At 55.1% G+C, this 25,651-nt stretch carries 30 protein-coding genes and 1 tRNA gene; 19 read left to right on the forward strand and 12 right to left on the reverse strand.

Features of this window, described 5'->3' with window-relative positions:
* Positions 1 to 44: 44 nt before the first annotated feature.
* The 6 genes from lptB to H7R58_RS02915 are packed head-to-tail and all read right to left on the reverse strand — an operon-like array spanning position 45 to position 4,429.
* The gene (gene lptB, locus H7R58_RS02890) at positions 45 to 770 is read right to left on the reverse strand and encodes an LPS export ABC transporter ATP-binding protein (protein WP_035891167.1); all 726 of its coding nucleotides are present in this window, start codon (positions 768 to 770) and stop codon (positions 45 to 47) included.
* 6 nt (positions 771 to 776) lie between these two features.
* Positions 777 to 1,331 carry a lipopolysaccharide ABC transporter substrate-binding protein LptA gene (lptA, locus tag H7R58_RS02895; protein WP_106927277.1) on the reverse strand — a complete coding sequence of 185 codons (555 nt, stop codon included), beginning with the start codon at positions 1,329 to 1,331 and terminating at the stop codon, positions 777 to 779.
* A complete protein-coding gene (gene lptC, locus H7R58_RS02900; protein ID WP_106927275.1) occupies positions 1,300 to 1,875 on the reverse strand; it encodes an LPS export ABC transporter periplasmic protein LptC in 576 nt (191 codons plus the stop codon). Before lptC ends, lptA begins: the two co-directional genes overlap by 32 nt.
* Positions 1,872 to 2,438 (reverse strand): 3-deoxy-manno-octulosonate-8-phosphatase KdsC, encoded by a 567-nt coding sequence (gene kdsC, locus H7R58_RS02905; RefSeq protein WP_106927273.1) that lies wholly within the window; start codon positions 2,436 to 2,438, stop codon positions 1,872 to 1,874. Before kdsC ends, lptC begins: the two co-directional genes overlap by 4 nt.
* A gap of 15 nt (positions 2,439 to 2,453) precedes the next feature.
* The gene (gene kdsD / locus H7R58_RS02910; RefSeq protein ID WP_182934588.1) at positions 2,454 to 3,440 is read right to left on the reverse strand and encodes an arabinose-5-phosphate isomerase KdsD; all 987 of its coding nucleotides are present in this window, start codon (positions 3,438 to 3,440) and stop codon (positions 2,454 to 2,456) included.
* Between the two features lie 14 nt (positions 3,441 to 3,454).
* Positions 3,455 to 4,429: a calcium/sodium antiporter gene (locus tag H7R58_RS02915; protein ID WP_106927269.1), complete on the reverse strand. Its 975-nt coding sequence runs from the start codon at positions 4,427 to 4,429 to the stop codon at positions 3,455 to 3,457.
* Positions 4,430 to 4,617: 188 nt separating this feature from the next.
* On the opposite strand from H7R58_RS02915, the gene mlaF reads away from it, so the two are divergent.
* From mlaF to murA, 7 genes are all read left to right on the forward strand, one after another.
* Positions 4,618 to 5,430: a phospholipid ABC transporter ATP-binding protein MlaF gene (gene mlaF, locus H7R58_RS02920; RefSeq protein ID WP_106927267.1), complete on the forward strand. Its 813-nt coding sequence runs from the start codon at positions 4,618 to 4,620 to the stop codon at positions 5,428 to 5,430.
* A 7-nt stretch (positions 5,431 to 5,437) separates the two neighbouring features.
* A complete protein-coding gene (gene mlaE, locus H7R58_RS02925) occupies positions 5,438 to 6,220 on the forward strand; it encodes a lipid asymmetry maintenance ABC transporter permease subunit MlaE (RefSeq protein ID WP_106927265.1) in 783 nt (260 codons plus the stop codon).
* A gap of 4 nt (positions 6,221 to 6,224) precedes the next feature.
* Positions 6,225 to 6,779, forward strand: coding sequence for an outer membrane lipid asymmetry maintenance protein MlaD (gene mlaD / locus H7R58_RS02930; protein ID WP_106927262.1), 555 nt, complete (start codon positions 6,225 to 6,227; stop codon positions 6,777 to 6,779).
* A gap of 18 nt (positions 6,780 to 6,797) precedes the next feature.
* Positions 6,798 to 7,433, forward strand: a complete 636-nt coding sequence (gene mlaC / locus H7R58_RS02935) for a phospholipid-binding protein MlaC (RefSeq protein WP_106927260.1) — start codon at positions 6,798 to 6,800, stop codon at positions 7,431 to 7,433.
* On the forward strand, positions 7,433 to 7,723 hold the full coding sequence (gene mlaB, locus H7R58_RS02940) for a lipid asymmetry maintenance protein MlaB (protein WP_106927258.1): 291 nt from the start codon (positions 7,433 to 7,435) through the stop codon (positions 7,721 to 7,723). The genes mlaC and mlaB overlap by 1 nt, the downstream gene beginning before the upstream one ends.
* A gap of 137 nt (positions 7,724 to 7,860) precedes the next feature.
* Positions 7,861 to 8,115: a BolA family iron metabolism protein IbaG gene (gene ibaG / locus H7R58_RS02945; RefSeq protein ID WP_035891140.1), complete on the forward strand. Its 255-nt coding sequence runs from the start codon at positions 7,861 to 7,863 to the stop codon at positions 8,113 to 8,115.
* Positions 8,116 to 8,180: 65 nt separating this feature from the next.
* A complete protein-coding gene (gene murA, locus H7R58_RS02950) occupies positions 8,181 to 9,440 on the forward strand; it encodes a UDP-N-acetylglucosamine 1-carboxyvinyltransferase (protein ID WP_106927254.1) in 1,260 nt (419 codons plus the stop codon).
* A gap of 50 nt (positions 9,441 to 9,490) precedes the next feature.
* On the opposite strand, the gene sfsB is transcribed toward murA, so the two are convergent.
* Entirely contained in the window at positions 9,491 to 9,766 is a 276-nt protein-coding gene (sfsB, locus tag H7R58_RS02955) for a DNA-binding transcriptional regulator SfsB (protein WP_182929950.1), read from the reverse strand.
* 186 nt (positions 9,767 to 9,952) lie between these two features.
* The gene (gene ispB, locus H7R58_RS02960; protein WP_182929951.1) at positions 9,953 to 10,924 is read right to left on the reverse strand and encodes an octaprenyl diphosphate synthase; all 972 of its coding nucleotides are present in this window, start codon (positions 10,922 to 10,924) and stop codon (positions 9,953 to 9,955) included.
* A 256-nt stretch (positions 10,925 to 11,180) separates the two neighbouring features.
* Here ispB and rplU point away from each other — a divergent pair, with 256 nt between their 5' ends.
* The 4 genes from rplU (at position 11,181) to cgtA (ending at position 14,029) form a co-directional block, all read left to right on the forward strand.
* Positions 11,181 to 11,492 (forward strand): 50S ribosomal protein L21, encoded by a 312-nt coding sequence (gene rplU, locus H7R58_RS02965; RefSeq protein ID WP_106927248.1) that lies wholly within the window; start codon positions 11,181 to 11,183, stop codon positions 11,490 to 11,492.
* A gap of 19 nt (positions 11,493 to 11,511) precedes the next feature.
* Positions 11,512 to 11,769 carry a 50S ribosomal protein L27 gene (gene rpmA, locus H7R58_RS02970; RefSeq protein ID WP_064541895.1) on the forward strand — a complete coding sequence of 86 codons (258 nt, stop codon included), beginning with the start codon at positions 11,512 to 11,514 and terminating at the stop codon, positions 11,767 to 11,769.
* Between the two features lie 103 nt (positions 11,770 to 11,872).
* Positions 11,873 to 12,838 (forward strand): DMT family transporter, encoded by a 966-nt coding sequence (locus tag H7R58_RS02975; RefSeq protein WP_106927246.1) that lies wholly within the window; start codon positions 11,873 to 11,875, stop codon positions 12,836 to 12,838.
* A gap of 15 nt (positions 12,839 to 12,853) precedes the next feature.
* Complete coding sequence (cgtA, locus tag H7R58_RS02980) at positions 12,854 to 14,029, forward strand: Obg family GTPase CgtA (protein ID WP_106927244.1); 1,176 nt, start codon at positions 12,854 to 12,856, stop codon at positions 14,027 to 14,029.
* A 131-nt stretch (positions 14,030 to 14,160) separates the two neighbouring features.
* Here cgtA and dacB read toward each other — a convergent pair whose 3' ends face one another.
* On the reverse strand, positions 14,161 to 15,594 hold the full coding sequence (gene dacB, locus H7R58_RS02985; protein ID WP_106927242.1) for a serine-type D-Ala-D-Ala carboxypeptidase: 1,434 nt from the start codon (positions 15,592 to 15,594) through the stop codon (positions 14,161 to 14,163).
* A 246-nt stretch (positions 15,595 to 15,840) separates the two neighbouring features.
* On the opposite strand from dacB, the gene greA reads away from it, so the two are divergent.
* A complete protein-coding gene (gene greA, locus H7R58_RS02990) occupies positions 15,841 to 16,317 on the forward strand; it encodes a transcription elongation factor GreA (protein WP_106927240.1) in 477 nt (158 codons plus the stop codon).
* A gap of 154 nt (positions 16,318 to 16,471) precedes the next feature.
* On the opposite strand, the gene yhbY is transcribed toward greA, so the two are convergent.
* Entirely contained in the window at positions 16,472 to 16,765 is a 294-nt protein-coding gene (yhbY, locus tag H7R58_RS02995; protein ID WP_182929952.1) for a ribosome assembly RNA-binding protein YhbY, read from the reverse strand.
* 126 nt (positions 16,766 to 16,891) lie between these two features.
* Between yhbY and rlmE the strand changes: the two genes are divergently transcribed.
* The 6 genes from rlmE to H7R58_RS03025 all read left to right on the forward strand — a co-directional run bounded on the left by rlmE (position 16,892) and on the right by H7R58_RS03025 (position 22,484).
* Positions 16,892 to 17,521, forward strand: coding sequence for a 23S rRNA (uridine(2552)-2'-O)-methyltransferase RlmE (gene rlmE / locus H7R58_RS03000; RefSeq protein ID WP_182929953.1), 630 nt, complete (start codon positions 16,892 to 16,894; stop codon positions 17,519 to 17,521).
* Positions 17,522 to 17,622: 101 nt separating this feature from the next.
* Complete coding sequence (ftsH, locus tag H7R58_RS03005; protein WP_106927236.1) at positions 17,623 to 19,557, forward strand: ATP-dependent zinc metalloprotease FtsH; 1,935 nt, start codon at positions 17,623 to 17,625, stop codon at positions 19,555 to 19,557.
* Between the two features lie 94 nt (positions 19,558 to 19,651).
* The gene (gene folP / locus H7R58_RS03010; RefSeq protein ID WP_106927234.1) at positions 19,652 to 20,500 is read left to right on the forward strand and encodes a dihydropteroate synthase; all 849 of its coding nucleotides are present in this window, start codon (positions 19,652 to 19,654) and stop codon (positions 20,498 to 20,500) included.
* The gene (gene glmM / locus H7R58_RS03015; protein ID WP_106927232.1) at positions 20,493 to 21,830 is read left to right on the forward strand and encodes a phosphoglucosamine mutase; all 1,338 of its coding nucleotides are present in this window, start codon (positions 20,493 to 20,495) and stop codon (positions 21,828 to 21,830) included. Before folP ends, glmM begins: the two co-directional genes overlap by 8 nt.
* Positions 21,831 to 22,055: 225 nt before the next feature.
* Positions 22,056 to 22,388: a preprotein translocase subunit SecG gene (gene secG, locus H7R58_RS03020; RefSeq protein ID WP_106927230.1), complete on the forward strand. Its 333-nt coding sequence runs from the start codon at positions 22,056 to 22,058 to the stop codon at positions 22,386 to 22,388.
* Positions 22,389 to 22,397: 9 nt separating this feature from the next.
* A tRNA-Leu gene (locus H7R58_RS03025) sits at positions 22,398 to 22,484 on the forward strand.
* A 108-nt stretch (positions 22,485 to 22,592) separates the two neighbouring features.
* On the opposite strand, the gene H7R58_RS03030 is transcribed toward H7R58_RS03025, so the two are convergent.
* Positions 22,593 to 23,129, reverse strand: coding sequence for a carboxymuconolactone decarboxylase family protein (locus tag H7R58_RS03030; protein WP_182929954.1), 537 nt, complete (start codon positions 23,127 to 23,129; stop codon positions 22,593 to 22,595).
* Between the two features lie 116 nt (positions 23,130 to 23,245).
* On the opposite strand from H7R58_RS03030, the gene H7R58_RS03035 reads away from it, so the two are divergent.
* Entirely contained in the window at positions 23,246 to 24,097 is an 852-nt protein-coding gene (locus H7R58_RS03035) for an AraC family transcriptional regulator (protein ID WP_182934589.1), read from the forward strand.
* A gap of 100 nt (positions 24,098 to 24,197) precedes the next feature.
* Here the strand turns inward: H7R58_RS03035 and argG are convergent, their stop codons facing one another.
* Positions 24,198 to 25,541, reverse strand: a complete 1,344-nt coding sequence (gene argG, locus H7R58_RS03040) for an argininosuccinate synthase (protein ID WP_182929956.1) — start codon at positions 25,539 to 25,541, stop codon at positions 24,198 to 24,200.
* Between the last annotated feature and the right edge of the window lie 110 nt (positions 25,542 to 25,651).

Below are 25,651 nucleotides of genomic sequence, written 5' to 3' on the forward strand. Positions count from 1 at the left end.
TTCAGAACGAATATCTCCCGCTAACGTCGTTAACCACTACCCTATCAGAGTCTGAAGTCTTCCCCAAGATACACGCGTTTAACATGTTCGTCTTGTAGGATCTCCTGAGGGGTACCGTGGGCAATCAGATGCCCCTGGCTGACGATATAAGCGCGTTCACACACCGCCAGCGTTTCACGGACGTTGTGGTCGGTAATCAGTACGCCAAGGCCGCTGTCGCGCAGGTGTTCGATAATACGTTTAATGTCGATAACCGAAATCGGGTCTACGCCGGCAAACGGTTCATCCAGCAGGATAAATTTCGGGTTTGCCGCCAGCGCGCGGGCGATTTCGACGCGGCGGCGTTCCCCGCCGGATAGCGCCTGGCCCAGACTGTCGCGCAGATGCTCGATGTGGAACTCTTCCATCAGCTCTTTAGCACGGTCTTCACGCTGTTCGTTGCTCAGATCGTCGCGGATTTGCAGCACAGCCATCAGGTTATCGTAAACGCTCAGACGGCGGAAAATAGAGGCTTCCTGCGGCAGATAGCCGATACCCCGGCGCGCGCGCGCGTGCAGCGGCAGCAGGCTGATGTCTTCGTCATCAATGATGATATTGCCCGCGTCGCGCGGCACGATCCCAACCACCATGTAGAAGGTGGTGGTTTTACCCGCGCCGTTTGGCCCAAGCAGACCCACAATCTCACCGGAATTCACGGTCAGACTGACATCTTCCACTACGCGGCGGCCTTTGTAGGCCTTCGCCAGATTTTTTGCAGTTAATGTCGCCATAACGGATTAGTTACTCTTTTTCTGTGCCGGAGCCTGATCTTTGGACTTGTCCTGCAGCTGGGATGGCACCAGAACGGTGGTCACGCGTTTGCCTTTATCGCTAAACGCCTGCATTTTCTGTTCCTTGACCAGGTACGTGATCTTGTCGCCCTTGATGTTGCTGTCGAGCTGCTCAAGGTAAGCGTTGCCGGTCAGCACCACGAAGTCGTTCGCCAGCTCATAGCGCATTTTCGACGCATGGCCTTTCACCGGTTTGCCGTTGTCCTGCATCTGGTAGAAGGTGGCCGGATTGCCGTAGCCTTCAATAACTTCTTTACCCTGCTGATTCGCAGGGCGGGTCACGACCACTTTGTCAGCGTTAATTTTGATTGTGCCCTGGGTGACGACGACGTTGCCGGTAAAGGTCACGACGTTGCCCTGCATATCCAACGACTGCTGATCGGATTCAATGTGAATCGGTTGATTGGTATCGCCGGTCACCGCCATGGCCGGCAGGCTAGCGGCCAGCAGAGAAGCGACGAGCGCCAGCTTAAGGCTGAGTTTGTTTGTTCTGAATTTCATAAGAGGTTCTAACCTTTTCAATCAGCTCGGCGTTTTTGCTGCGTAAATTGCCGCGCATTTTCAGGCCGCTGGAATTAAATGTTGTGCCGTATAACGTCACCAGATCGTCAGAGGAAACATCCTGAGTTATCAGGTTTACCTGGGCATTATCCGTCGTAATCTTACGCAGTTGTGCGTCTTCTGTCAGCGCGTTGATTTCAACGTGCCCGTAGAGGTACAGCATGCGGTCGTTGGTCAGCTTCGCTTTATCGGCTTTAATCGACCAGGTTGGCACCTTGGCGGCGTCAAATGTTGTCAGTACGGGGCGAGTAAACCACGACAGACTCTGATCGGAAAAATACTCCACGTGTTCGGCAATTAACCGGTAGGAGAGCGCGCCTTCGGGGCTGTACACCACCGTATCGGTATGCTCGCTTTTATAAGTTGGATCGCCAGCGTTTGTTGTCACCGGGCCGCTGTCTTCTTTATCGGCAAGATTAAGGCCGATCAGGACAAGCGCCACCAGCGATAGCAGAATGATAACCCAACGTCTGGTTTTACTCATATGGATTGCCCTTTGGCTTCGTCCAGCTTCCCTTGCGCCAGCAGCAGCAGATCGCAGACTTCACGAACCGCGCCGCGGCCTCCCGCAATACGCGTGACGTAATCAGCGCGCGGTGGCAGCAGCGGGTGCGCGTCCGCTACCGCGACGCTGAGACCGACTTCTGCCATGACCGGCCAGTCGATCAGATCGTCGCCCACGTAGGCCACTTCCTCCGGCTGAAGGTCAAGCTTCGCCAGCAGTTCACGGTAGGCAATGAGCTTATCCGACTGACCCTGATAGAGATGCGTGATGCCGAGCGTCGCGCAGCGGTCTTCTAACAGTTTAGCTTTTCGCCCGGTAATAATCGCCACTTCGATGTCGGAGGTAAGGGCACAGCGTACGCCGTAACCATCGCGAACGTTGAAGGCCTTCAACTCTTCGCCGTTGTTGCCCATGTAGATAAGGCCATCGGACAGCACTCCATCGACGTCGAGGATCAGCAGGCGGATTTTCTCCGCCTTCGCGATAAATTGTGGACTCACCGGCCCGTAGCAGGTAGCGACCGATGCGACAGCATTACTCATTCTTTATATCCTTGATTACACTACGCCTGCGCGCAGTAGGTCGTGCATATGTATCACACCTAGCAGATGGTCGCCATCGGCAACCAGCACGCAGGTGATATGACGTGATTGCATCAGGTTCAGCGCGTCGACCGCCAGGATACCCGGACGAATGCGGATACCGCCCGGCGTCATGACGTCGGCAATGCCGAGGCTGCGCACGTCGACGCCATTGTCGAAAATGCGTCGCAGGTCGCCGTCGGTGAAAATACCTTTAATCTGCATATTGTCGTCGCAGATGGCCGTCATCCCCAGATTCTTGCGGGTAATTTCCAGCAGCGCATCGCGCAGCGATGCGTCCGGACTGACGTGCGGAATTTCATCGCCAGTATGCATAATATCGTTAACGCGCAGGAGAAGCTTGCGACCCAGTGCGCCGCCGGGGTGCGAGAGAGCAAAATCTTCGGCGGTAAACCCGCGGGCCTTGAGCAACGCGACGGCCAGCGCATCGCCCATCACCAGCGCAGCGGTGGTGCTGGACGTCGGCGCCAGCCCGAGCGGACAGGCTTCTCGCGGCACCTTCACGCACAGGTGAATATCCGCCGCGCGGCCCATGCTGCTATCCGGGCGGCTGGTGAGGCAAATCAGCGGCACACGCAGGCGTTTAAGTACCGGAATGAGCGCCAGAATTTCGTTTGATTCGCCGGAGTTAGACAGCGCGATAACCACATCCTGCGGCGTGACCATGCCCAAATCGCCGTGCGCCGCTTCGCCGGGATGGACGAAGAAGGCAGAGGTGCCGGTGCTGGCGAAGGTGGCCGCCATTTTGCGGCCGATGTGGCCTGATTTCCCCATCCCCATGACCACAACTTTGCCGGTGCAGTAGAAGATCTTCTCGCAGGCGTCGCTGAAATCCTGGTTAATGTATTGATCGAGCTGTTCCAGCCCTTCCCGTTCAATCGCCAGAACGTCTCTTCCGGCCTGCTGGAAGTCGAAATTTGGCTGCAAATCTATTTGCGACATAGTGTTATCCCGATTCATTCGATGAAGAGCGGCATTGCCCCATAGAGCAGCGCCAGCCACGCAACAAACCCGCCGATCAACAGTAAGCCCGCGCCGCGGCCTATCTGGCGTCGACGCCAGCACAGGAGGGCGAAGACCACGCTCACCACAACCATTACGCCATAGTCCCGGGTAAACGCGAGCGGGTTAAACGACCCCGGTGCGATAAGGGCGGGGATGCCCAGAACGATAGCGATATTAAAGAAATTCGAGCCGATGATATTACCGACCGCAATATCATTTTCACCTTTGCGCACGCCGGCGATGGCGGTTGCCAGCTCCGGCAGGCTGGTGCCGAGTGCAATGATCGTCAGACCAATGGTCAGTTCGCTCATGGCAAAAAAGTTCGCCAGCACCGTGGCGTTATCAATCACCATTCGGGTTGCCATCGGCATAATAATCAGCGCAACGCCAAGCCATAAGCAGGCGACGGGGAGCGAACCGTCGCGCGGCAGCTCGGCCAACTGCTCCTGCGTAAATTTATCATTGCCCTGACGTTCGGCCAGGCGCGCTATCTTAATGATAAACAGCAGCCATAGCGCCGCCAGAACGATGAGAAAGATACCGTCAAACCGCGAGAGTTCGCCATCATAGAGAACATACCCGGCCAGCAGGCTCACGACCAACATTAGCGGTATTTCGCGGCGCAGGATATCAGAATGCACGGTAAAAGGGTGGAACAACGCGGTCAGGCCGAGGATCAGCAGGATATTGACGATATTGGATCCGATGGCGGTGCCAACGGCGACGTCAACCTGGCCATGCAACGAGGCGGCGGCGGAGACGATGATTTCCGGCAGCGAAGTACCGATGCTGACCACGGTCATACCGATAATCAGCGGAGGAACGCCCAGAGCACGGCACAGAATGGAGGCGGAGTACACAAGGCGATCGGCGCTGTAGACAACCAGAAGTAAACCAATAATTAACAGAGCCGTGGCTAAGAGCATCTAAAGTCCTTTCTTCAGGTATAATCGTCGGTCCGCACGTCTGGACGTAACGAATTCTTAATTTTGACTTTATGAGCCGTAAAAGTAAAACAAATGCCAGATTTCGTTAACCCGTGCGGCTAGGATTCTGTAAGAATGCGCAATCGAGTGGGAAATGATTCCCCTTAAGGACCTGGAAAGGTAAGCCTATGAGCCACACTATCGAGAATTTGGTCGATATGCGCGACGTCACGTTCAGCCGTGGCAGTCGGGTGATCTTCGACAATATCTCGCTGTCGGTGCCGCGCGGAAAAATTACCGCGATTATGGGGCCGTCGGGGATTGGCAAGACCACGCTGCTGCGCCTGATCGGCGGGCAAATTCCCCCGGACAGCGGAGAGATCCTCTTTGATGGCGAGAACGTGCCGCACATGTCGCGTTCCCGTCTTTATACTGTCCGTAAACGGATGAGTATGCTGTTTCAGTCCGGTGCGCTGTTTACCGACATGAACGTGTTTGACAACGTGGCGTACCCGATCCGCGAGCACACCCAGCTGCCCGCGCCGTTATTAAAAAGTACGGTGATGATGAAGCTGGAGGCCGTTGGCCTGCGCGGGGCGGCGAAACTGATGCCATCCGAGCTTTCCGGCGGGATGGCCAGGCGCGCTGCGCTGGCCAGGGCGATTGCCCTGGAGCCGGATCTGATCATGTTCGATGAGCCTTTCGTCGGCCAGGATCCGATCACCATGGGCGTGCTGGTGAAGCTGATTTCTGAACTCAACAGCGCATTGGGTGTCACCTGTATTGTGGTTTCCCACGACGTGCCGGAAGTGCTGAGTATTGCTGATTTTGCCTATATCATGGCGGATCGCAAAATCATCGCTCACGGCAGCGCCACTTCGTTGCAGGAAAACGACGATCCTCGAGTGCGTCAGTTCCTCGACGGGATCGCCGACGGCCCGGTGCCGTTCCGTTTCCCTGCGGGCGACTATCGCCGCGACCTCATCGGCACAGGGAGTTAATCGACTCATGCTGTTAAATGCACTGGCAGCGCTTGGACATCGCGGGATCAAGACCATCGCGACGTTCGGGCGAGCCGGGTTAATGTTGTTCAATGCCATCGTTGGCAAGCCGGAGTTCCGCAAGCACGCGCCGTTGCTGGTGCGCCAGCTGTATAACGTCGGCGTGCTGTCTATGGTTATCATCATTGTGTCGGGCGTATTTATCGGCATGGTGCTGGGCCTGCAGGGCTATCTGGTGCTGACCACCTACAGCGCAGAGACCAGTCTCGGTATGCTGGTCGCGCTGTCGCTGCTGCGCGAGCTGGGGCCGGTTGTCGCCGCGCTGCTGTTTGCCGGCCGTGCCGGTTCAGCGCTAACGGCGGAAATTGGCCTGATGCGTGCCACCGAACAGCTCTCCAGTATGGAGATGATGGCGGTGGATCCGCTGCGTCGGGTCATCTCGCCGCGCTTCTGGGCGGGGGTGATCTCGCTGCCGCTGCTGACGATTATCTTTGTGGCGGTGGGCATCTGGGGCGGTTCGCTGGTGGGCGTAAGCTGGAAAGGCATTGATGCCGGGTTCTTCTGGTCGGCAATGCAAAATGCGGTGGACTGGCGTCTCGATCTGGTGAACTGCCTGATTAAGAGCCTGGTTTTCGCCATTACGGTGACATGGATTGCGTTATTTAACGGTTACGATGCGATCCCCACTTCTGCCGGAATCAGCCGGGCGACCACCCGTACCGTGGTGCATGCGTCGCTGGCGGTTCTTGGGCTGGACTTTGTGCTGACGGCACTGATGTTTGGGAATTGAGTGAATGCAAACGAAAAAGAGTGAAATCTGGGTCGGTATTTTTCTGCTGGTGGCCCTGCTGGCGGCGCTGTTTGTCTGCCTGAAGGCGGCGGACGTGTCGTCCATAAAATCAGAGCCAACCTACCGCATTTACGCCACCTTCGATAACATCGGCGGCCTGAAGGCACGTTCGCCGGTGCGGATTGGCGGCGTGGTCATTGGCCGGGTGGCCGATATTAGTCTGGACCCGAAAACCTACTTACCCCGCGTGGCTATTGATATTGAAGATCGCTACAACCACATCCCCGATACCAGTTCGCTGGCGATTCGAACTTCGGGCCTGCTGGGCGAGCAGTATCTGGCGCTGAACGTGGGTTTTGAAGACCCAGAGCTGGGAACGTCTATTCTTAAAGACGGCGGCGTCATTCAGGACACCAAATCAGCGATGGTGCTGGAAGATCTTATTGGGCAGTTCCTTTACAACAGCAAAGGTGGCGACAATAAGAATTCAGGCGATGCGCCGGCATCCACAGATGGACATACTGATACGGCGACGCCGGCAACTGGCGCGACGAATTAATCTCAGGAGATACTCGATATGTTTAAACGTTTACTGATGGTCGCCATGCTGGTGATTGCACCGTTAACGGCGGCGACGGCGGCGGACCAATCTAACCCTTACAAGCTGATGAACGAAGCGGCGCAGAAAACATTCGATCGCCTGAAGAATGAGCAGCCTAAAATTCGCGCTAATCCGAACTACCTGCGTGAGGTAGTCGATCAGGAACTGCTGCCGTATGTGCAGGTAAAATATGCCGGTGCGCTGGTGCTGGGCCGTTACTACAAAGATGCGACCCCGGCGCAGCGCGAAGCCTACTTCGCTGCTTTCCGTGAATACCTGAAACAGGCGTACGGTCAGGCGCTGGCGATGTACCACGGTCAGACCTACCAGATTGCGCCGGAACAGCCTCTGGGCGATGCGAGCATTTTGCCTATCCGCGTTACCATCATCGATCCGAACGGCCGCCCGCCGGTACGACTGGACTTCCAGTGGCGTAAAAATACCCAGACGGGTAACTGGCAGGCGTTTGATATGATTGCGGAAGGGGTGAGCATGATCACCACCAAGCAGAACGAATGGAGCGACCTGCTGCGTACTAAAGGCATTGACGGCCTGACCGCGCAGCTGAAATCCATCTCTGCGCAGCCGATTACCCTGGAACAGAAAAAATAATGGCCGAATCGCTGAGCTGGACGCGCGAAGGTGAACGCCTTGCGCTGCACGGCGAACTGGATCAGGACTTTCTGGTGCCGCTATGGGAGGCCAGAAACGAGGCGACGCAGGGCGTGTCGGTGATAGACCTCAGCGATCTTCGCCGCGTCGATACCGCCGGTCTGGCCCTGTTGGTGCACCTGGTCGATCTGATTCGCTCTCAGGGACGCAAGGTGACGCTGGAGGGCGTAAGCGAAAAAGTGGCGACGCTGAAAGGGTTGTATAATCTACCTGAAGATATGATCCCTTAAAAATTTCAGCACGTTATTGTTTCCAATACTCCTAAAGCCCCATCAATCTTAACGATGGGGCTTTTTGCTTGTTTAAGACTGCGCCACTTTCCTCTAAGATGTGGGGCTGTTTTCACTCTCAAATGAAATGTGAACCTATGGAAAATAATGAAATTCAGACCGTGCTGATGAATGCACTCTCCCTTCAGGAAGTTCTCGTTTCTGGCGACGGTAGCCACTTCCAGGTGATTGCCGTGGGTGAGATGTTTGATGGCATGAGCCGGGTTAAGAAGCAGCAGACTATCTATGGCCCGCTGATGGAGTACCTTGCGGACAACCGCATTCATGCCCTGTCGATCAAAGCGTATACCCCGCAAGAATGGGCGCGCGATCGCAAACTCAACGGCTTTTGAGCCATGGGAAAAGTGTGAACACTTTTCCGGTGGCGAACGTGAATACTTAACAGAGATAAGATTTGATGGATAAATTTCGTGTGCAGGGGCCAACTCGCCTTCAGGGTGAGGTCACCATTAGCGGTGCCAAAAATGCTGCCCTGCCGATTCTTTTTGCCGCACTGCTGGCTGAAGACCCGGTAGAGATCCAGAACGTACCGAAGCTGAAAGACGTGGATACCTCCATGAAGCTGCTGACGCAGCTGGGTGCGAAGGTTGAACGCAACGGTTCCGTATGGATTGACGCCAGCTCGGTTAACGTGTTCTGTGCCCCTTACGAGCTGGTTAAAACCATGCGTGCGTCTATCTGGGCGCTGGGCCCGCTGGTGGCGCGTTTCGGTCAGGGTCAGGTTTCGCTGCCGGGCGGTTGCACCATCGGCGCGCGTCCGGTCGATCTGCACATCTCTGGTCTTGAACAGCTGGGCGCGGAAATTAAGCTGGAAGAGGGCTACGTCAAAGCGTCCGTCAACGGTCGTCTGAAAGGCGCGCATATCGTTATGGATATGGTCAGCGTAGGCGCGACCGTCACCATCATGACTGCAGCGACGCTGGCGGAAGGCACCACCATTATTGAAAATGCCGCGCGCGAGCCGGAAATCGTCGATACGGCGAACTTCCTGAACGCGATGGGCGCCAAGGTATCTGGTCAGGGTACCGACCGTATCACCATCGAAGGCGTGAAACGTCTGGGCGGCGGCGTTTATCGCGTCCTGCCTGACCGTATCGAAACCGGCACCTTCCTGGTGGCGGCGGCGATCTCCGGCGGTAAAATTGTCTGCCGTAACGCACAGCCGGATACGCTGGACGCGGTGCTGGCCAAGCTGCGTGAAGCCGGTGCCGACATTGAAGTGGGGGACGACTGGATTAGCCTTGATATGCACGGCAAGCGCCCGAAAGCGGTGAACGTGCGTACTGCGCCGCACCCGGCGTTTCCGACCGACATGCAGGCGCAGTTCACGCTGTTGAATATGGTGGCGGAAGGGACCGGCGTGATCACGGAAACCGTCTTCGAAAACCGTTTCATGCACATTCCGGAACTGATCCGTATGGGCGCACGCGCGGAAATCGAAAGCAACACCGCGATTTGCCACGGCGTTGAGCAGCTCTCCGGCGCTCAGGTGATGGCAACCGACCTGCGTGCTTCCGCAAGCCTCGTGCTGGCGGGCTGTATTGCTCAGGGCACCACCGTTGTTGACCGTATCTATCACATCGATCGCGGCTATGAACGCATTGAAGATAAGCTGCGTGCGTTAGGCGCAAACATCGAACGCGTTAAAGGCGAGTAATCTCTGCCCGCCGTTGTGAAGCGCCCTCCGGAACCCCGGAGGGCGCTTTTTTATGCGGTGTCCTTCTTTGGCTGGCGCATCGCCTGCGTTCTGTCGATAAACTCATGCGTCACCGGGTCGTGATATCTCGACGGCCAGATGACACACGGTTCCGTCTCCAGAACCTTCGCAATAATCACTTCTCCCTTTGGCCAGGGGCGTGAGAGCACGTTAGCCAACGTTGATGAGCTCAGGCCGTTTTTGCGCGATTCTGCGGCCATTGAGGTGCCTTTTTTGCGTAGCCCGGCGATGATGTCCGCCGGATGCCAGTCGATAAATTTATCCATACTTCCTCCCTGAGAGCGCTGTTTAAATCGCCAGATTGGGCGAAGAATGTACTTTATCGCGCTTTTCATGAAGATTCTAAAAAGTTCGTGTAAGTTATGGAAAATTAGGAAAACGTTAATTTTCAGGCGTGAATAGACGTTATTGGATGCTTTTAAGAACTTTCCCGCGCGATGCGCGGGAAAGGATTAACGATCGCGCTGAACGGCAATATGGGCGAGCCCAATGAGCGCGTCGCGCCATGGGGAGTCAGGCAGCGGTGCCAGGGCAGCAATCGCTTTATCGACTTCTTCTTCGGCGCGCTGGCGGGTCCACTCCAGTGAACCGCTGGCGGCCATAGCTTCCAGCACCGGCTCCAGCAGATGGCGGCCGTTACCTTGCTCAATGGCACCGCGAATCAGCTGCGCCTGTTCCGGCGTACCGTTACGCATGGCGTGCAGTAGCGGCAGCGTCGGTTTGCCTTCATTCAGGTCGTCGCCAACGTTTTTACCCAGCGTCTCACCATCGGCGCTGTAGTCGAGCAGATCGTCGATCAGCTGGAAGGCGGTGCCCAGGTAGCGGCCATAGTCCTGCAGACCTTTTTCCTGCTCTGGCGTACAGCCTGCGAGCAGTCCGGAACACTGAGCGGCAGCTTCGAACAGGCGCGCAGTTTTGCTATAAATCACGCGCATGTAATTTTCTTCGGTGATGTCCGGATCGTTAACGTTCATCAACTGAAGGACTTCGCCTTCGGCAATGACGTTGACCGCTTCGGACATGACTTCCAGCACCTTCAGTGAACCGAGGCTGGTCATCATCTGGAAGGCGCGGGTGTAGATAAAGTCGCCAACCAGCACGCTGGCCGCGTTGCCAAAGGCGGCATTGGCCGTGGCCTTGCCGCGGCGCATATCGGACTCATCAACCACATCGTCATGCAGCAGCGTTGCGGTATGAATAAATTCGATCAGCGCGGCGATTTTGACATGGGCATTTCCCTGATAGCCAACGGCGCGGGCGGCCAGCACGGCGATCATCGGACGAATCCGTTTTCCACCGCCGCTCACGATGTAATAGCCTAGCTGGTTGATCAACTGGACGTCCGAGTTGAGCTGCTCAAGAATCGTCGCATTGACTCCCGCCATATCCTGCGCGGTTAACTCATTGATTTTTTGTAAATTCATCGCAAAAGCCGGGCTTAATGTCCTGTTTACCACTTATCCATACGGGATAACGAAGGTTTTACGTTAGAGTTGTAAGTACGATTGTACTGAAAAAACGCGCCAGATAAACGTTGCCGTGTGCGTTGTGTTTTTTTTCTGCATCTATTGATGGTAGCACTTGTCAAAGGCTCGCGTTTTGCGTAATATTCGCGCCCTATTGTGAATATTTATAGCGCACTCTGAATCACACGAAGATGTGCGCGGAAGCGGAGTTTATATGTACGCGGTTTTCCAAAGTGGTGGTAAACAACACCGAGTAAGCGAAGGTCAGACCGTTCGCCTGGAAAAGCTGGACATCGCAACTGGTGAATCTGTTGATTTCACTGAAGTTCTGATGATCGCAAACGGTGAAGAAGTCAAAATCGGCGTTCCTTTCGTTGATGGCGGCGTTATCAAAGCTGAAGTTGTTGCTCACGGTCGTGGCGAGAAAGTTAAAATTGTTAAGTTTCGTCGTCGTAAACACTACCGTAAGCAGCAGGGCCATCGTCAGTGGTTCACTGATGTGAAAATCACTGGCATCAGCGCTTAAGTTAAGGGGAGCAGATTAAATGGCACATAAAAAGGCTGGCGGCTCGACTCGTAACGGTCGCGATTCAGAAGCTAAACGTCTGGGCGTAAAACGCTTCGGCGGTGAAACAGTTCTGGCTGGTAGCATCATCGTTCGTCAACGTGGTACCAAATTCCACGCTGGCTCCAACGTTGGTTGCGGCAAAGACCACACTCTGTTTGCTAAAGCAGACGGTAAAGTGAAATTTGAAGTTAAAGGTCCGAATAACCGTAAATATATCAGCATCGTTGCTGAATAAGTTATTCGCGTCCCGGTAACGGATAAAAGCCCCGCAACACGTTGCGGGGCTTTTTACATTCGACGCCAGGAAAATGATAGTTTGTCGCGCTAGAGAATCCGGTATGAAGCAACAGGCGGGTATAGGTATTCTGTTGGCGCTCACCACGGCGATATGCTGGGGTGCACTGCCGATTGCGATGAAGCAGGTTCTGGAGGTCATGGAACCGCCTACCGTCGTGTTCTACCGTTTTTTGATGGCCAGCTGTGGTCTGGGCCTGATTTTGACCTGGAAGCGCAAGCTGCCCTCTCTGCAGCTTTTTCGCAACCCGCGTTGGCTGGTGCTGCTGCTGATTGCCACCGGCGGTCTGTTTGGCAACTTCGTGCTGTTTAGCTCTTCGCTACAGTACGTCAGCCCGACGGCGTCGCAGGTGATTGGCCAGCTCTCGCCCGTCGGCATGATGGTGGCGAGCGTCTTTATCCTCAAAGAAAAGATGCGCGGCACGCAGATTATCGGCGCGACCATGCTGATCTGCGGGCTGGTGATGTTCTTTAACACCAGCCTGATTGAAATTTTTACCCGTCTGACCGATTACACCTGGGGCGTTATCTTCGGTGTCGGTGCGGCGATGGTCTGGGTGAGCTACGGCGTCGCGCAAAAGGTGTTATTGCGACGGATGGCCTCACAGCAGATTCTCTTTTTATTGTACACTTTATGTACAATTGCACTGCTGCCGTTAGCAAAGCCCGGTGTCATCGGGCAACTGAGCGACTGGCAGCTAGCCTGTCTGATCTTTTGTGGTCTGAACACACTGGTCGGCTATGGGGCGCTGGCGGAAGCCATGGCGCGCTGGCAGGCGGCGCAGGTGAGCGCGTTAGTTACGCTGACTCCCCTGTTCACCCTGTTATTTTCAGATTTATTATCAATGGCCTGGCCCGATTTCTTCGCCAGACCGATGTTGAACCTTTTAGGTTACCTCGGTGCGTTTGTCGTGGTTGCGGGCGCGATGTATTCCGCCATTGGTCATCGTCTATGGGGGCGGTGGCGTAAGCGTGAAGCGGTTGTTCCGTTACCCCGCGCAGGCGAATGATTTACGGAGAGTAAAATGAAGTTTGTTGATGAAGCAACGATCCTGGTCGTAGCAGGTGATGGCGGTAATGGTTGCGTAAGCTTCCGCCGTGAAAAATATATTCCGAAAGGTGGCCCGGACGGCGGTGACGGCGGCGACGGCGGTGACGTCTGGATGGAAGCCGACGAGAACCTGAACACCCTGATCGACTACCGTTTCGAAAAATCCTTCCGTGCCGAGCGCGGTCAGAACGGCGCGAGCCGTGACTGTACCGGTAAACGTGGTAAAGACGTCACCATCAAGGTGCCAGTGGGTACCCGCGTTATCGATCAGGGCACCGGCGAAACCATGGGCGATATGACCAAACACGGTCAACGTCTGATGGTCGCTAAAGGCGGCTGGCACGGTCTGGGTAACACCCGTTTCAAATCTTCCGTGAACCGTACGCCGCGTCAAAAGACCATGGGTACGCCGGGCGATAAACGTGACCTGCAGCTCGAACTGATGCTGCTGGCGGACGTGGGGATGCTGGGGATGCCGAACGCCGGTAAATCCACCTTTATCCGCGCCGTGTCTGCGGCCAAGCCGAAAGTGGCGGACTACCCGTTTACCACGCTGGTACCAAGCCTTGGCGTGGTGCGTGTCGACAACGAGAAGAGCTTTGTGATCGCCGATATCCCGGGGCTGATTGAAGGTGCGTCCGAAGGCGCTGGCCTCGGTATCCGCTTCCTGAAGCACCTTGAGCGCTGCCGCGTGCTGCTGCACATTATCGATATCGATCCGATTGACGGTTCCGATCCGGCTGAGAACGCAAAAATTATCATTGGCGAGCTGGAGAAATACAGCGAGAAGCTGGCGAATAAGCCACGCTGGCTGCTGTTCAACAAGATCGACACCATGGACAAAGCAGAAGCCGAAGCGAAAGCTAAAGCGATTGCCGAAGCGATGGGTTGGGAAGATAAGTACTATCTGATCTCAGCAGCAAGCCAGGTTGGCGTAAAAGACCTGTGCTGGGATGTGATGAACTTTATCATTGAAAACCCAATTACTCAGGCTGAAGAAGCTAAACAGCCTGAGAAAGTCGAGTTCATGTGGGATGACTATCACCGCCAGCAGCTTGACGAAGTCGCCGCAGAAGCGGAAGACGAAGAGTGGGATGACGACTGGGATGAAGACGACGAAGAAGGCGTTGAGTTCATCTACAAGCGTTAATCTCCTCGTAGCCGGATGGCGCTTGCGCTTATCCGGCCTACAATATGCAACGGGCCGCAAATGCGGCCCGTTTTGTTATGTGCTTGTAGGCCGGATAAGACGCGTAAGCGTGCCATCCGGCAAGCGCGCACTCAGTTATTCTGATAAATATCTTTGTACAATCGGCTTTCAAAGCGCACCAGCGGAATACGGCGGTTACGCTGATCGGCCGGCGACACGGCATAGCCCGAGAGATACTGCACGAAGGCCATCCGCTGCCCGCTGGCGGTGGTGATAAAGCCCGCCAGGTTGTATACGCCCTGCAATGATCCGGTTTTTGCCGATACTTTGCCGTCAACGCCTGCCTGGTGTAGGCCAGCGCGGTACTGCAGTGAACCGTCGTGGCCGGCGAGCGGCAGCATCGAGATAAAGTTCAGCTCATTATCATGCTGGGCGATGTACTGAAGCGCTTGCATCATAGTGGCGGGGGCAATCAGGTTATGACGTGAAAGCCCGGAGCCGTCGGCGATAATCGTATTACCGAGATCAACCCCTGCCTGCTGGCGCAGAATCTGCCGTACCGCATCGGAACCCGCACGCCAGGTACCGGGCACACCAAAGCGTGCATGGCCAATCATGCGGAATACCGTGTCGGCAATCATGTTGTCGGATTTCTTCAGCATAATCTTCAGCAGATCGTGCAGCGGCGCGGACTGTTTGCTGGCAATCACCGTTCCCGGCTCGTTGACCAGCGTCTGGCGCAGCAGGGTGCCGCTATAGGTGATACCCGCTTGCTTAAGCTCATCTTTGATAATCGCCCCGGCATAGCTTGCGCCATCCTGAATGGCGAACGCCAGCGGCAACGGTTCGGCACGCTGTGGCAGACAGCCGGTGAGCGTATAGCGGTTGAGATCGCCCGGCACCACGTCCAGCTCGCAGTATTGCGCCTCCGGTGAGCCTTTCGCCAGCGTTCGCACCTGGCTGAACATGGTCACCGGGTAGTAAGAGGCGATGCGAATGAACGCCAGATCGTTGGCTTTTTGCGCGCTGTAAAGCGAGATCGAGAAGCAGTTGCGGTCAACGATGGCGGCGGCTGGCGGTGCGCTGAAGCACTGGGTCATGTCGTTCCATGGCCAGCCGGGCGCTTTATCGTGGCTGGCAAAAATCGAGGTGTCGATCAGTACGTTGCCCTCAATGGTCTGCACGCCGGCCTTTTTCAGCGCTGCGACCATATTGCGAAGATCCTGGCGTCTTAGCGTAGGATCACCACCAAATCGCGCAATCAGGTCACCTTTAAGCGTCCCGTTATCAATGCTGCCTTTGCTCTCCAGCGTGGTGGTAAAACGAAAATCAGGCCCGAGCTGCAACAGCGCTGCCAGCGCGGTGAGCACCTTTTGGGTACTGGCCGGTAGCGCCATCTGCTGGCCATGGTAGTCAATCAGTGGCGCAGGGGCGCCCACTTTCTGCACCAACAGCGCGAGGTTGGCCCCGGCAGGAAGTTGATTGATATACTCATCAACATTCGCGGCCTGAACGCTAAACGCTATACTGGTGGTCAATCCGATGATAAATCTGGAAAATCGCATATTCTCGCGCTAACAACCTGGAAACAAGCCGTCATACTACGGCGCAACGCCCTGTAAAGTAAACGATGACCCGTAGTGAACTTCAGGGTAAAATGCGTATCAAATTAAAAATTACTGCTGACCTGGGGCTTTGTACCCGGGTCGGTTTTCTTTTGCTTCTGGCCTGGCGTTGATAGCAACCCAGGCGGGCTGAGTAGCCGGAGCGGGGCTAACCGCTCCCAACAGGAATGTTCAAGAGGTATAACAATGCAAGCTATTCCGATGACCCTTCGTGGTGCAGAAAAACTGCGTGAAGAACTGGATTTTCTGAAGTCCGTACGTCGCCCAGAGATTATTGCGGCCATCGCCGAAGCGCGCGAGCACGGCGACCTGAAAGAGAACGCGGAGTATCATGCTGCCCGTGAGCAGCAGGGCTTCTGCGAAGGTCGTATCAAAGATATCGAAGCGAAGCTGTCCAACGCGCAGGTTATCGACATCACCAAAATGCCGAATAACGGCCGCGTCATTTTCGGTTCTACCGTGAAGGTACTGAATCTGGACAACGATGAAGAGCAGACCTATCGCATCGTCGGTGACGATGAAGCTGACTTCAAACAGAATCTGATTTCTGTGAACTCACCTATCGCCCGCGGCCTGATCGGTAAAGAACAGGACGATGTCGTGACTATCCGTACGCCGGGTGGTGAAGTTGAGTACGAAATCATCAAAGTGGATTATCTGTAAATTTTGTTCAACACTGAAAATGTTGACTGAGTGTAAAGATAAGAAAAAGGCCGCATAGCGGCCTTTTATCAAGCATAAGAGCGTGGCATGTTGCTAGCCCTCGTAAAGGAAAACCCTCATTTAACACAATGTTGTGTCAGAAATTAGGATATTCTTAACGTGGCAGCGAGATTTTGCGTTCTTTACCAGGGCGATAAAGCACCAGCAATTTGCCGATGACCTGTACGTTACAGGCGCCGGTTTCGCGCACGATAGCGTCCACGATCAAGGTTTTGGTCTCGCGATCTTCCGAGGCGATTTTCACCTTGATAAGTTCATGGTGCTCTAACGCTTGTTCAATCTCGGCCAGTACCCCTTCGGTCAAACCATTGTTGCCAAGCATAACTACCGGCTTGAGCGGATGTGCCAGACCTTTCAGGTGCTGTTTTTGTTTAGTACTCAGATTCATCGTATATTTTTGCTTACGTTGGGATTGAAAACGGGTCATTCTACCGCCATCTCCCATATATCGCCAAATGGCGCGTAGAAATTTACGCCAAAAGGTTACGATGAACTGTCCCGATGGGAATGTTAAATGACAGGTAAAAAGCGTTCTGCCAGCTCAAGCCGCTGGCTTCAGGAACACTTTAGCGATAAATATGTTCAAGAGGCACAGAAAAAGGGGTTACGTTCCCGTGCCTGGTTTAAACTTGATGAAATACAGCAAAGTGACAAACTTTTTAAGCCGGGGATGACGGTTGTCGATCTCGGTGCTGCGCCAGGAGGCTGGTCACAGTACGTGGTCACGCAGATTGGCGGCAAAGGCCGCATCATCGCTTGCGATCTTTTACCTATGGATCCAATCGTTGGTGTGGACTTCCTTCAGGGCGATTTTCGTGATGAACTCGTCATGAAGGCATTACTCGAACGCGTGGGTGACAGTAAAGTACAAGTTGTCATGTCAGATATGGCACCAAACATGAGCGGAACGCCGGCGGTAGACATTCCCCGGGCCATGTATCTGGTGGAGCTGGCGCTTGAAATGGCGCGTGATGTGCTTGCGCCAGGCGGAAGTTTTGTAGTGAAGGTGTTCCAGGGCGAAGGCTTCGATGAGTATCTAAGGGAAATTCGCTCCCTGTTTACGAAGGTTAAAGTTCGTAAGCCGGACTCTTCGCGTGCGCGTTCACGCGAAGTGTACATTGTAGCGACCGGGCGAAAATCATAGACGGTGGTTTTTCAAACGAAAGTTTTGAAAGAAACTGGATATAGAGTATCCTGACGCTGTTTTTAACACAGTTGTAATAAGAGGTTAATCCCTTGAGTGACATGGCGAAAAACCTAATACTCTGGCTGGTCATTGCCGTTGTGCTGATGTCAGTATTCCAGAGCTTTGGGCCCAGCGAATCGAACAGCCATAAGGTGGATTATTCTACCTTCCTGCAAGAGGTCAATAACGACCAGGTTCGCGAAGCGCGTATCAACGGACGTGAGATCAACGTTACCAAGAAAGATAGTAACCGTTACACGACCTACATCCCGGTTAACGATCCGAAGCTGCTTGATAACCTGCTGACGAAAAACGTCAAAGTGGTTGGCGAGCCGCCAGAAGAGCCGAGCCTGCTGGCGTCGATCTTCATTTCCTGGTTCCCGATGCTGCTGCTTATCGGCGTCTGGATCTTCTTCATGCGTCAAATGCAGGGCGGCGGTGGCAAAGGTGCCATGTCGTTCGGTAAGAGCAAAGCGCGCATGCTGACGGAAGATCAGATCAAAACCACTTTCGCCGATGTTGCGGGCTGCGACGAAGCGAAAGAGGAAGTGGGCGAACTGGTTGAATACCTGCGTGAGCCGAGCCGTTTCCAGAAGTTGGGCGGTAAGATTCCGAAAGGCGTCCTGATGGTCGGTCCTCCGGGTACCGGTAAAACGCTGCTGGCGAAAGCCATTGCCGGCGAAGCCAAGGTGCCGTTCTTTACCATTTCCGGTTCTGACTTCGTGGAAATGTTCGTGGGCGTCGGCGCATCTCGTGTGCGTGACATGTTCGAACAGGCCAAGAAAGCAGCACCGTGCATCATCTTCATCGATGAAATCGACGCCGTCGGTCGCCAGCGTGGCGCAGGTCTGGGCGGTGGTCACGATGAACGTGAGCAAACGCTGAACCAGATGCTGGTTGAGATGGATGGCTTCGAAGGTAACGAAGGTATCATCGTTATCGCGGCAACTAACCGTCCAGACGTACTTGACCCGGCGCTGCTGCGTCCAGGCCGTTTCGACCGTCAGGTTGTGGTCGGTCTGCCAGACGTTCGCGGTCGTGAACAGATTCTGAAAGTGCATATGCGTCGCGTACCGCTGGCGCCGGATATCGATGCGGCAATCATTGCTCGCGGTACTCCGGGCTTCTCCGGTGCAGACCTGGCGAACCTGGTGAACGAAGCGGCGCTGTTTGCTGCTCGTGGCAACAAACGCGTTGTGTCGATGGTTGAGTTCGAGAAAGCGAAAGACAAAATCATGATGGGTGCGGAACGTCGCTCCATGGTGATGACGGAAGCGCAGAAAGAATCTACCGCGTATCACGAAGCGGGCCACGCGATTATCGGTCGCCTGGTGCCGGAACACGATCCGGTGCACAAAGTAACGATTATCCCGCGCGGCCGTGCGCTGGGTGTAACCTTCTTCCTGCCTGAAGGCGATGCGATCAGCGCCAGCCGTCAGAAGCTGGAAAGCCAGATCTCGACCCTGTACGGCGGTCGTCTGGCGGAAGAGATCATCTACGGCGTTGAGCATGTATCCACCGGTGCGTCGAACGACATTAAAGTCGCGACCAACCTGGCGCGTAACATGGTCACCCAGTGGGGCTTCTCCGACAAACTCGGTCCGCTGCTGTATGCAGAAGAAGAGGGCGAAGTATTCCTGGGCCGTAGCGTCGCGAAAGCGAAACATATGTCCGATGAAACCGCGCGTATCATCGACCAGGAAGTGAAGTCGCTCGTGGAACGTAACTACAACCGCGCGCGCCAGCTTCTGAACGACAACATGGACATTCTGCATGCCATGAAAGATGCGCTCATGAAATATGAGACCATCGATGCACCGCAGATTGACGACCTGATGGCTCGCCGCGACGTGCGTCCGCCAGCAGGTTGGGAAGAACCGGGTTCATCCAACAACAACTCGGGCAGCACCGGTAAACCAAGTGCGCCGCGTCCGGTTGATGAACCACGTGCGCCGGACTCTGGCACCATGTCAGAGCAGCTGGGCGACAAATAAGTTCTCCCCCGTGGAAGACTGCGTTGTACCTGAAACCCTGGGGCTTGCCCCGGGGTTTTTTATATTCAGAAATCAATAATTAAAAGGATTCGATATGAAACTCACCGCCCAGGGCTCCATCCTGGATCTCTCCCATCCGCACGTGATGGGGATCCTCAACGTCACGCCGGACTCTTTCTCCGACGGTGGCACGCACAATACGCTGGTTGAGGCGGTGAAACATGCGAACCTGATGATTAACGCGGGCGCGACCATCGTTGACGTAGGCGGCGAGTCCACTCGCCCGGGCGCGCTGGACGTGAGCGTGGAAGAAGAGCTTGATCGCGTTATCCCAGTGGTGGAAGCGATCGCCCAGCGCTTTGAAGTGTGGATCTCTGTCGATACGTCTAAGCCTGAAGTGATTCGTGAGTCTGCCCGTGCCGGAGCGCACATCATTAACGATATCCGCTCGCTCAGCGAGCCGGGCGCGCTCGAAGCTGCGGCCGAAACCGGACTGCCCGTTTCGCTGATGCATATGCAGGGCAACCCAAAAACCATGCAGGATGCGCCGAAGTATGACGATGTCTTTGCTGAGGTAAATCAGTATTTTATTGAACAGATTGCCCGCTGCGAACGGGCAGGAATCTCAAAAGATAAATTGTTGCTCGACCCGGGGTTCGGTTTCGGTAAAAATCTGTCCCATAACTATGCATTACTGGCGCGTTTGTCAGAGTTCCATCATTTCGGCCTGCCGCTGTTTGTCGGCATGTCGCGTAAATCAATGATTGGTCAACTGCTGAACGTGGGGCCGTCGGAGCGCCTTAGCGGCAGCCTGGCGTGCGCGGTGATTGCTGCCATGCAGGGCGCGCATATTGTTCGCGTCCACGACGTCAAAGAAACTGTTGAAGCGATGCGTGTGGTTGAGGCCACCTTGTCTGCGAAGGGAAATAAACGTTATGAGTAATCGCAAGTATTTTGGTACCGATGGGATTCGTGGTCGCGTAGGTGATGCGCCGATTACCCCTGATTTTGTTCTGAAGCTCGGCTGGGCGGCAGGCAAGGTACTGGCAAGCCACGGATCGCGTAAAATTATTATTGGTAAAGATACCCGTATCTCAGGCTATATGCTGGAGTCCGCGCTGGAAGCCGGTCTGGCGGCCGCGGGTCTGTCGGCCTCTTTCACCGGGCCGATGCCGACGCCAGCGGTGGCTTACCTGACCCGCACGTTCCGCGCGGAAGCCGGTATCGTTATCTCCGCATCGCATAACCCGTTTTATGACAATGGCATCAAATTCTTCTCCATCGACGGCACCAAGCTGCCGGACGAAGTGGAAGAGGCCATTGAAGCCGAGATGGAAAAAGAGATCACCTGCGTTGATTCCGCCGAGCTGGGTAAAGCTAGCCGCATCGTTGATGCGGCGGGCCGCTATATTGAGTTCTGCAAAGGCACCTTCCCGAACGAGCTGAGCCTGAACGGGCTGAAAGTGGTCGTTGACTGCGCCAACGGCGCAACCTACCACATTGCGCCGAATGTGCTGCGCGAACTGGGCGCCACCGTGATCGCCATCGGCTGCGAACCGAACGGCGTCAACATTAACGAAGAAGTGGGGGCCACCGACGTCCGCGCTTTGCAGGCGCGCGTATTGGCTGAGAAAGCCGATGTGGGCATCGCGCTGGACGGTGACGGCGACCGCGTCATCATGGTTGATCACCAGGGTAATAAAATCGATGGTGATCAGATTATGTATATCATCGCCCGCGAAGCGCTGCGCCAGGGCCAGCTGCGCGGCGGCGTTGTTGGTACGCTGATGAGCAATATGGGGCTGGAAGTGGCGCTCAAGCAGCTCGGCATTCCGTTTACCCGCGCGAAAGTGGGCGACCGCTACGTGCTGGAAAAAATGCAGGAGAAAGGCTGGCGCATCGGTGCGGAAAACTCCGGTCACGTGATCCTGCTGGACAAAACCACGACCGGCGACGGTATTGTGGCGGGCCTGCAGGTGGTGGCGGCCATGGTGCGTAACCACATGAGCCTGCACGATCTGAGCAGCGGCATGAAGATGTTCCCGCAGGTGCTGGTGAATGTGCGCTACACCGACGGCAAATCGAACCCGCTGGACAACGAGGCGGTGAAGGCGGCGGCCCTGGCGGCAGAAGCGGCGATGGGTAATCGTGGCCGCGTACTGCTGCGTAAATCAGGCACCGAGCCGTTGATTCGGGTGATGGTTGAAGGGGAAGATGAAGCGCAGGTAACCGAGCTTGCGCATCGCATCGCCGACGCGGTTAAAGCGGCCTGACAGACAGGCTAAGTGATTAAAAAGGCGGCGCTTGCCGCCTTTTTCTTATTAACTGAGACAGTTTTGCTGTTTTTTTCCGCAGTTGATACAATGTGTGGAAATTGCCCTTGCGAAGGTCATTCGCTTTGGTTAGTATTCACACCCGCTTCAGTGGGAAACTTAAATGTCCCGCTTTATTGGTCGAAGCACTTGGTACGCGGCATTCCCGCAAGGAACAGGTTGATTATGTACGAAGCTCTTTTAGTTGTTTTCCTTATTGTAGCGATTGGCCTTGTGGTCCTCGTTATGCTGCAACAAGGTAAAGGCGCTGATATGGGAGCCTCCTTTGGAGCAGGCGCTTCCGGCACATTGTTTGGTTCAAGTGGTTCAGGTAACTTCATGACCCGCATGACCGCTGTGTTCGCGACACTGTTCTTCATTATCAGTCTGGTGCTGGGTAACATCAACAGCAACAAGACCAATAAAGGAAGTGAGTGGGATAACCTGACTGCACCGAAGACTGAGCAAACGACTCAGCCAGCGGCACCGGCTCAGCCGACCAGCGATATCCCGCACTAAGTATTCTGTACCGAGGTGGTGGAATTGGTAGACACGCTACCTTGAGGTGGTAGTGCCCTAACGGGCTTGTGGGTTCGAGTCCCATCCTCGGTACCAATATTCCGAAAGAAAGACGCTGAAAAGCGTCTTTTTTTTCGTCCGTATCTTTTATCCCTTCTTTCCTCGGGGTATACGGGCCGCAGCTCCCTTACCCGCAAAACACGGTTAATCCGCCTTAGGAAAATCTACCACCGTGTCGTTCACCCGGTTCACCATATTGGTAAACAGAATGGCGCTGATTGCGCTGATAATCTCAACGATCTGACGATCGCTGAAGCCTGCATGTTTCAGCGCGGTCACGTTGGCTTCCGGCAGCGTACCGGTGGTGGTGACCAGGGTTTGTGCAAATTTCACCAGCGCATCAAGCTGTGCATCTTCGGCGTATTCTCCACGACGTAGCGCGTGGATCTGCTCGCTACTAAAGCCCGCCTTTTTTGCCATCAGCGTATGGGCCGCCAGGCAGTAATCGCACTGCGTCGCTTCGCTCACGGACAGGTTAATTGCTTCCAGCATTTTAGCGTTCAGGCTGCCTTTATGTAGCATGGCGTTGTGCGCCAGCGCCTGCTGCAGCGCCTCCGGTGAATGCCCACCAATGGTCAGATAGGCGTTCGGTACTTTACCCACTGCTTTTTTGATCCCGCTGAAAAGTTCTGCGGCTTTGCCCGTTGCATCTTGTTCGCGAATGTCTGTTAAACGGCTCATCATCTTCTCCTGTCGTTCGAGGGTTTGTTGTGGCAATGGAAACATCATAGGACAGGTTGACGTGATAGACTGGCGCGATTCGTCTCATCTTTTTGTCTTATCGTCTCAGGAGCTGTATGGACAGTCTTAGCCATCTCTTAACGCTGCTGGCACCGCGCTGTGAAGTGAATCTGCACTGCCGCTTTGGCGGACGCTGGCAGGCGGGGCATAGCCAGATGCGGACGGGCGTCGTTCCCTGGCACTTTGTACTGCGCGGAGAGGGGCGACTCACCGTGGGGAAGGAAACGCGTCAGATGCGTACGGGAGACGTTATCCTGCTGCCGCACGGTTCACCACATCTGATGGAAAGCCTGGTCGAGTGGGGGCAGGTGCTGCCGGTCGCCCATCGCTTTAACGGTACGCTGACCGAGATGCGCACAGCATCAGACAGCAATGCGCTGGAGATGCTGTGCGGAGAGTTCTACTTCGGGCCGCACGTAAACTGGCTGTTCAGCGAAGACAGTGAACTCATCCATCTGCATACCCACGAACGGGAAGACTGCCCTGAACTGGAGACGATGCTGAACGTATTGGTTCGTGAGAGTCTGGCTGAGCGGCCGGGCGCTGCCGCTATCGTACGCAGCCTGGGCGATACGCTGCTGGTACTACTGATGCGCACGTTGCTGGCGGCGAAAGCACCACCGGGCGGACTGCTACGGTTAATGAGCGATGAGCGACTGATGCCCGCGGTGCTTGCGGTACTCGCGGCACCAGAACAACCGTGGACCATGGAGACAATGGCTTCCCGGGCGTTTTTATCACGTGCCACGTTTGCCCGCCACTTTGCTCGCGTCTACCACCTGACACCTCAGGCCTGGCTGACGCAGCTGCGTATGGTGATGGCCGCGCGGTTACTTCACCAGGACCGACAGGCGCGGGTGGAGGCGATCGCCGAACGCTGCGGATTTCAATCGCTGGCCTCATTCTAAAAAAGCTTTAAAAAGTACTACGGCCTGACGCCGGGAGAGTGGCGGCGGCGATAACAAGAAAAAGGCCGCACAGGCGGCCCTTGATGGCGTTTACACAGGCTTATTTGCCTTTGTTTTCCAGATTCTCAACCTGCGGCAGGCCGGTTGCAGAAGAGGCGGTCAGCAGCCCGGTCTGGGCGTAGCCGAACAGCTTCTCGCGGGTATCGGTAATGTCCAGGTTACGCATAGTCAGCTGGCCGATGCGGTCTTCAGCGCTAAACATAGAGTCACCTTTTTCCATGGTCAGACGTTCTGCTTTATAGGTCAGGTTGTCAGACACGGTATTCATGATGGAGTAGTCGTTACCGCGGCGCAGTTCCAGCGTGACTTCACCCGTAATCTGGCTGGCCACCCAACGCTGCAGAGAGTCACGCAGCATCAGCGCCTGGGAGTCAAACCAACGGCCCTGATACAGCAAGCGGCCCAGTTGGCGACCGTGAGCGTGATACTGCTCGATGGTATCTTCGTTGTGAATACCGGTCAGCAGACGCTCGTAAGCGATGTGCAGAAGTGCCATCCCCGGCGCTTCGTAGATACCACGGCTCTTCGCTTCGATAATACGGTTTTCAATCTGGTCACTCATGCCCAGACCATGACGCCCGCCGATGCGGTTTGCTTCCAGCATCATCTCTACGTCGTCGCTGAAGGTTTTACCGTTAAGCGCAACCGGATGGCCCTGCTCAAAACGCACGGTCACTTCTTCTGCCGGCACTTTTACGTTTTCGTCCCAGAACTTCACACCCATAATCGGGTTAACGATTTTGAGGCTGGAGTTCAGGAATTCCAGATCTTTTGCTTCGTGCGTTGCGCCAAGCATGTTGGAGTCGGTTGAGTAGGCTTTCTCCACGGACATTTTGTAGTCGAAACCGCAGGAGATCATAAACTCTGACATTTCATGACGGCCGCCCAGTTCATCGATAAAATCGCTATCCAGCCACGGTTTGTAAATCTGTAGCTCGGCGTTGGTCAGCAGGCCGTAGCGATAGAAACGCTCAATATCGTTACCTTTGTAGGTGCTGCCGTCGCCCCAGATGTTAACGCCGTCTTCTTTCATGGCGGCGACCAGCATGGTGCCGGTAACCGCACGGCCCAGTGGAGTGGTGTTGAAGTAGGTCAGGCCGCCGGTAGTATTGTGGAAAGCACCGCATTGGATAGCGGCGATGCCTTCGGCAACCAGCTGTTTACGACAGTCGATCAGGCGAGCGTTCTCTGCGCCATATTCCATAGCACGACGAGGAATTGCATCATAATCATCTTCGTCCGGCTGACCCAGGTTTGCAGTATATGCATAAGGGACAGCGCCTTTTTGTCGCATCCACAGCAGCGCTGCGCTGGTGTCAAGACCGCCAGAGAAGGCGATACCAATACGTTGACCTACCGGAAGATGCTTGAGAATCGTCGTCATAAAGTAAAACCCTGCTTGATTGACTGAAGGAGAAATTACGTTCCGCTGTCAGTGAATTTTTATGCAAAATAAATGAGTTTTCATTTAATCACGTTTTATCTGTGACAGGA

The sequence above is a fragment of the Klebsiella sp. WP4-W18-ESBL-05 genome (genome assembly GCF_014169075.1).
GTDB classification, from domain to species: domain Bacteria; phylum Pseudomonadota; class Gammaproteobacteria; order Enterobacterales; family Enterobacteriaceae; genus Kluyvera; species Kluyvera ascorbata_B.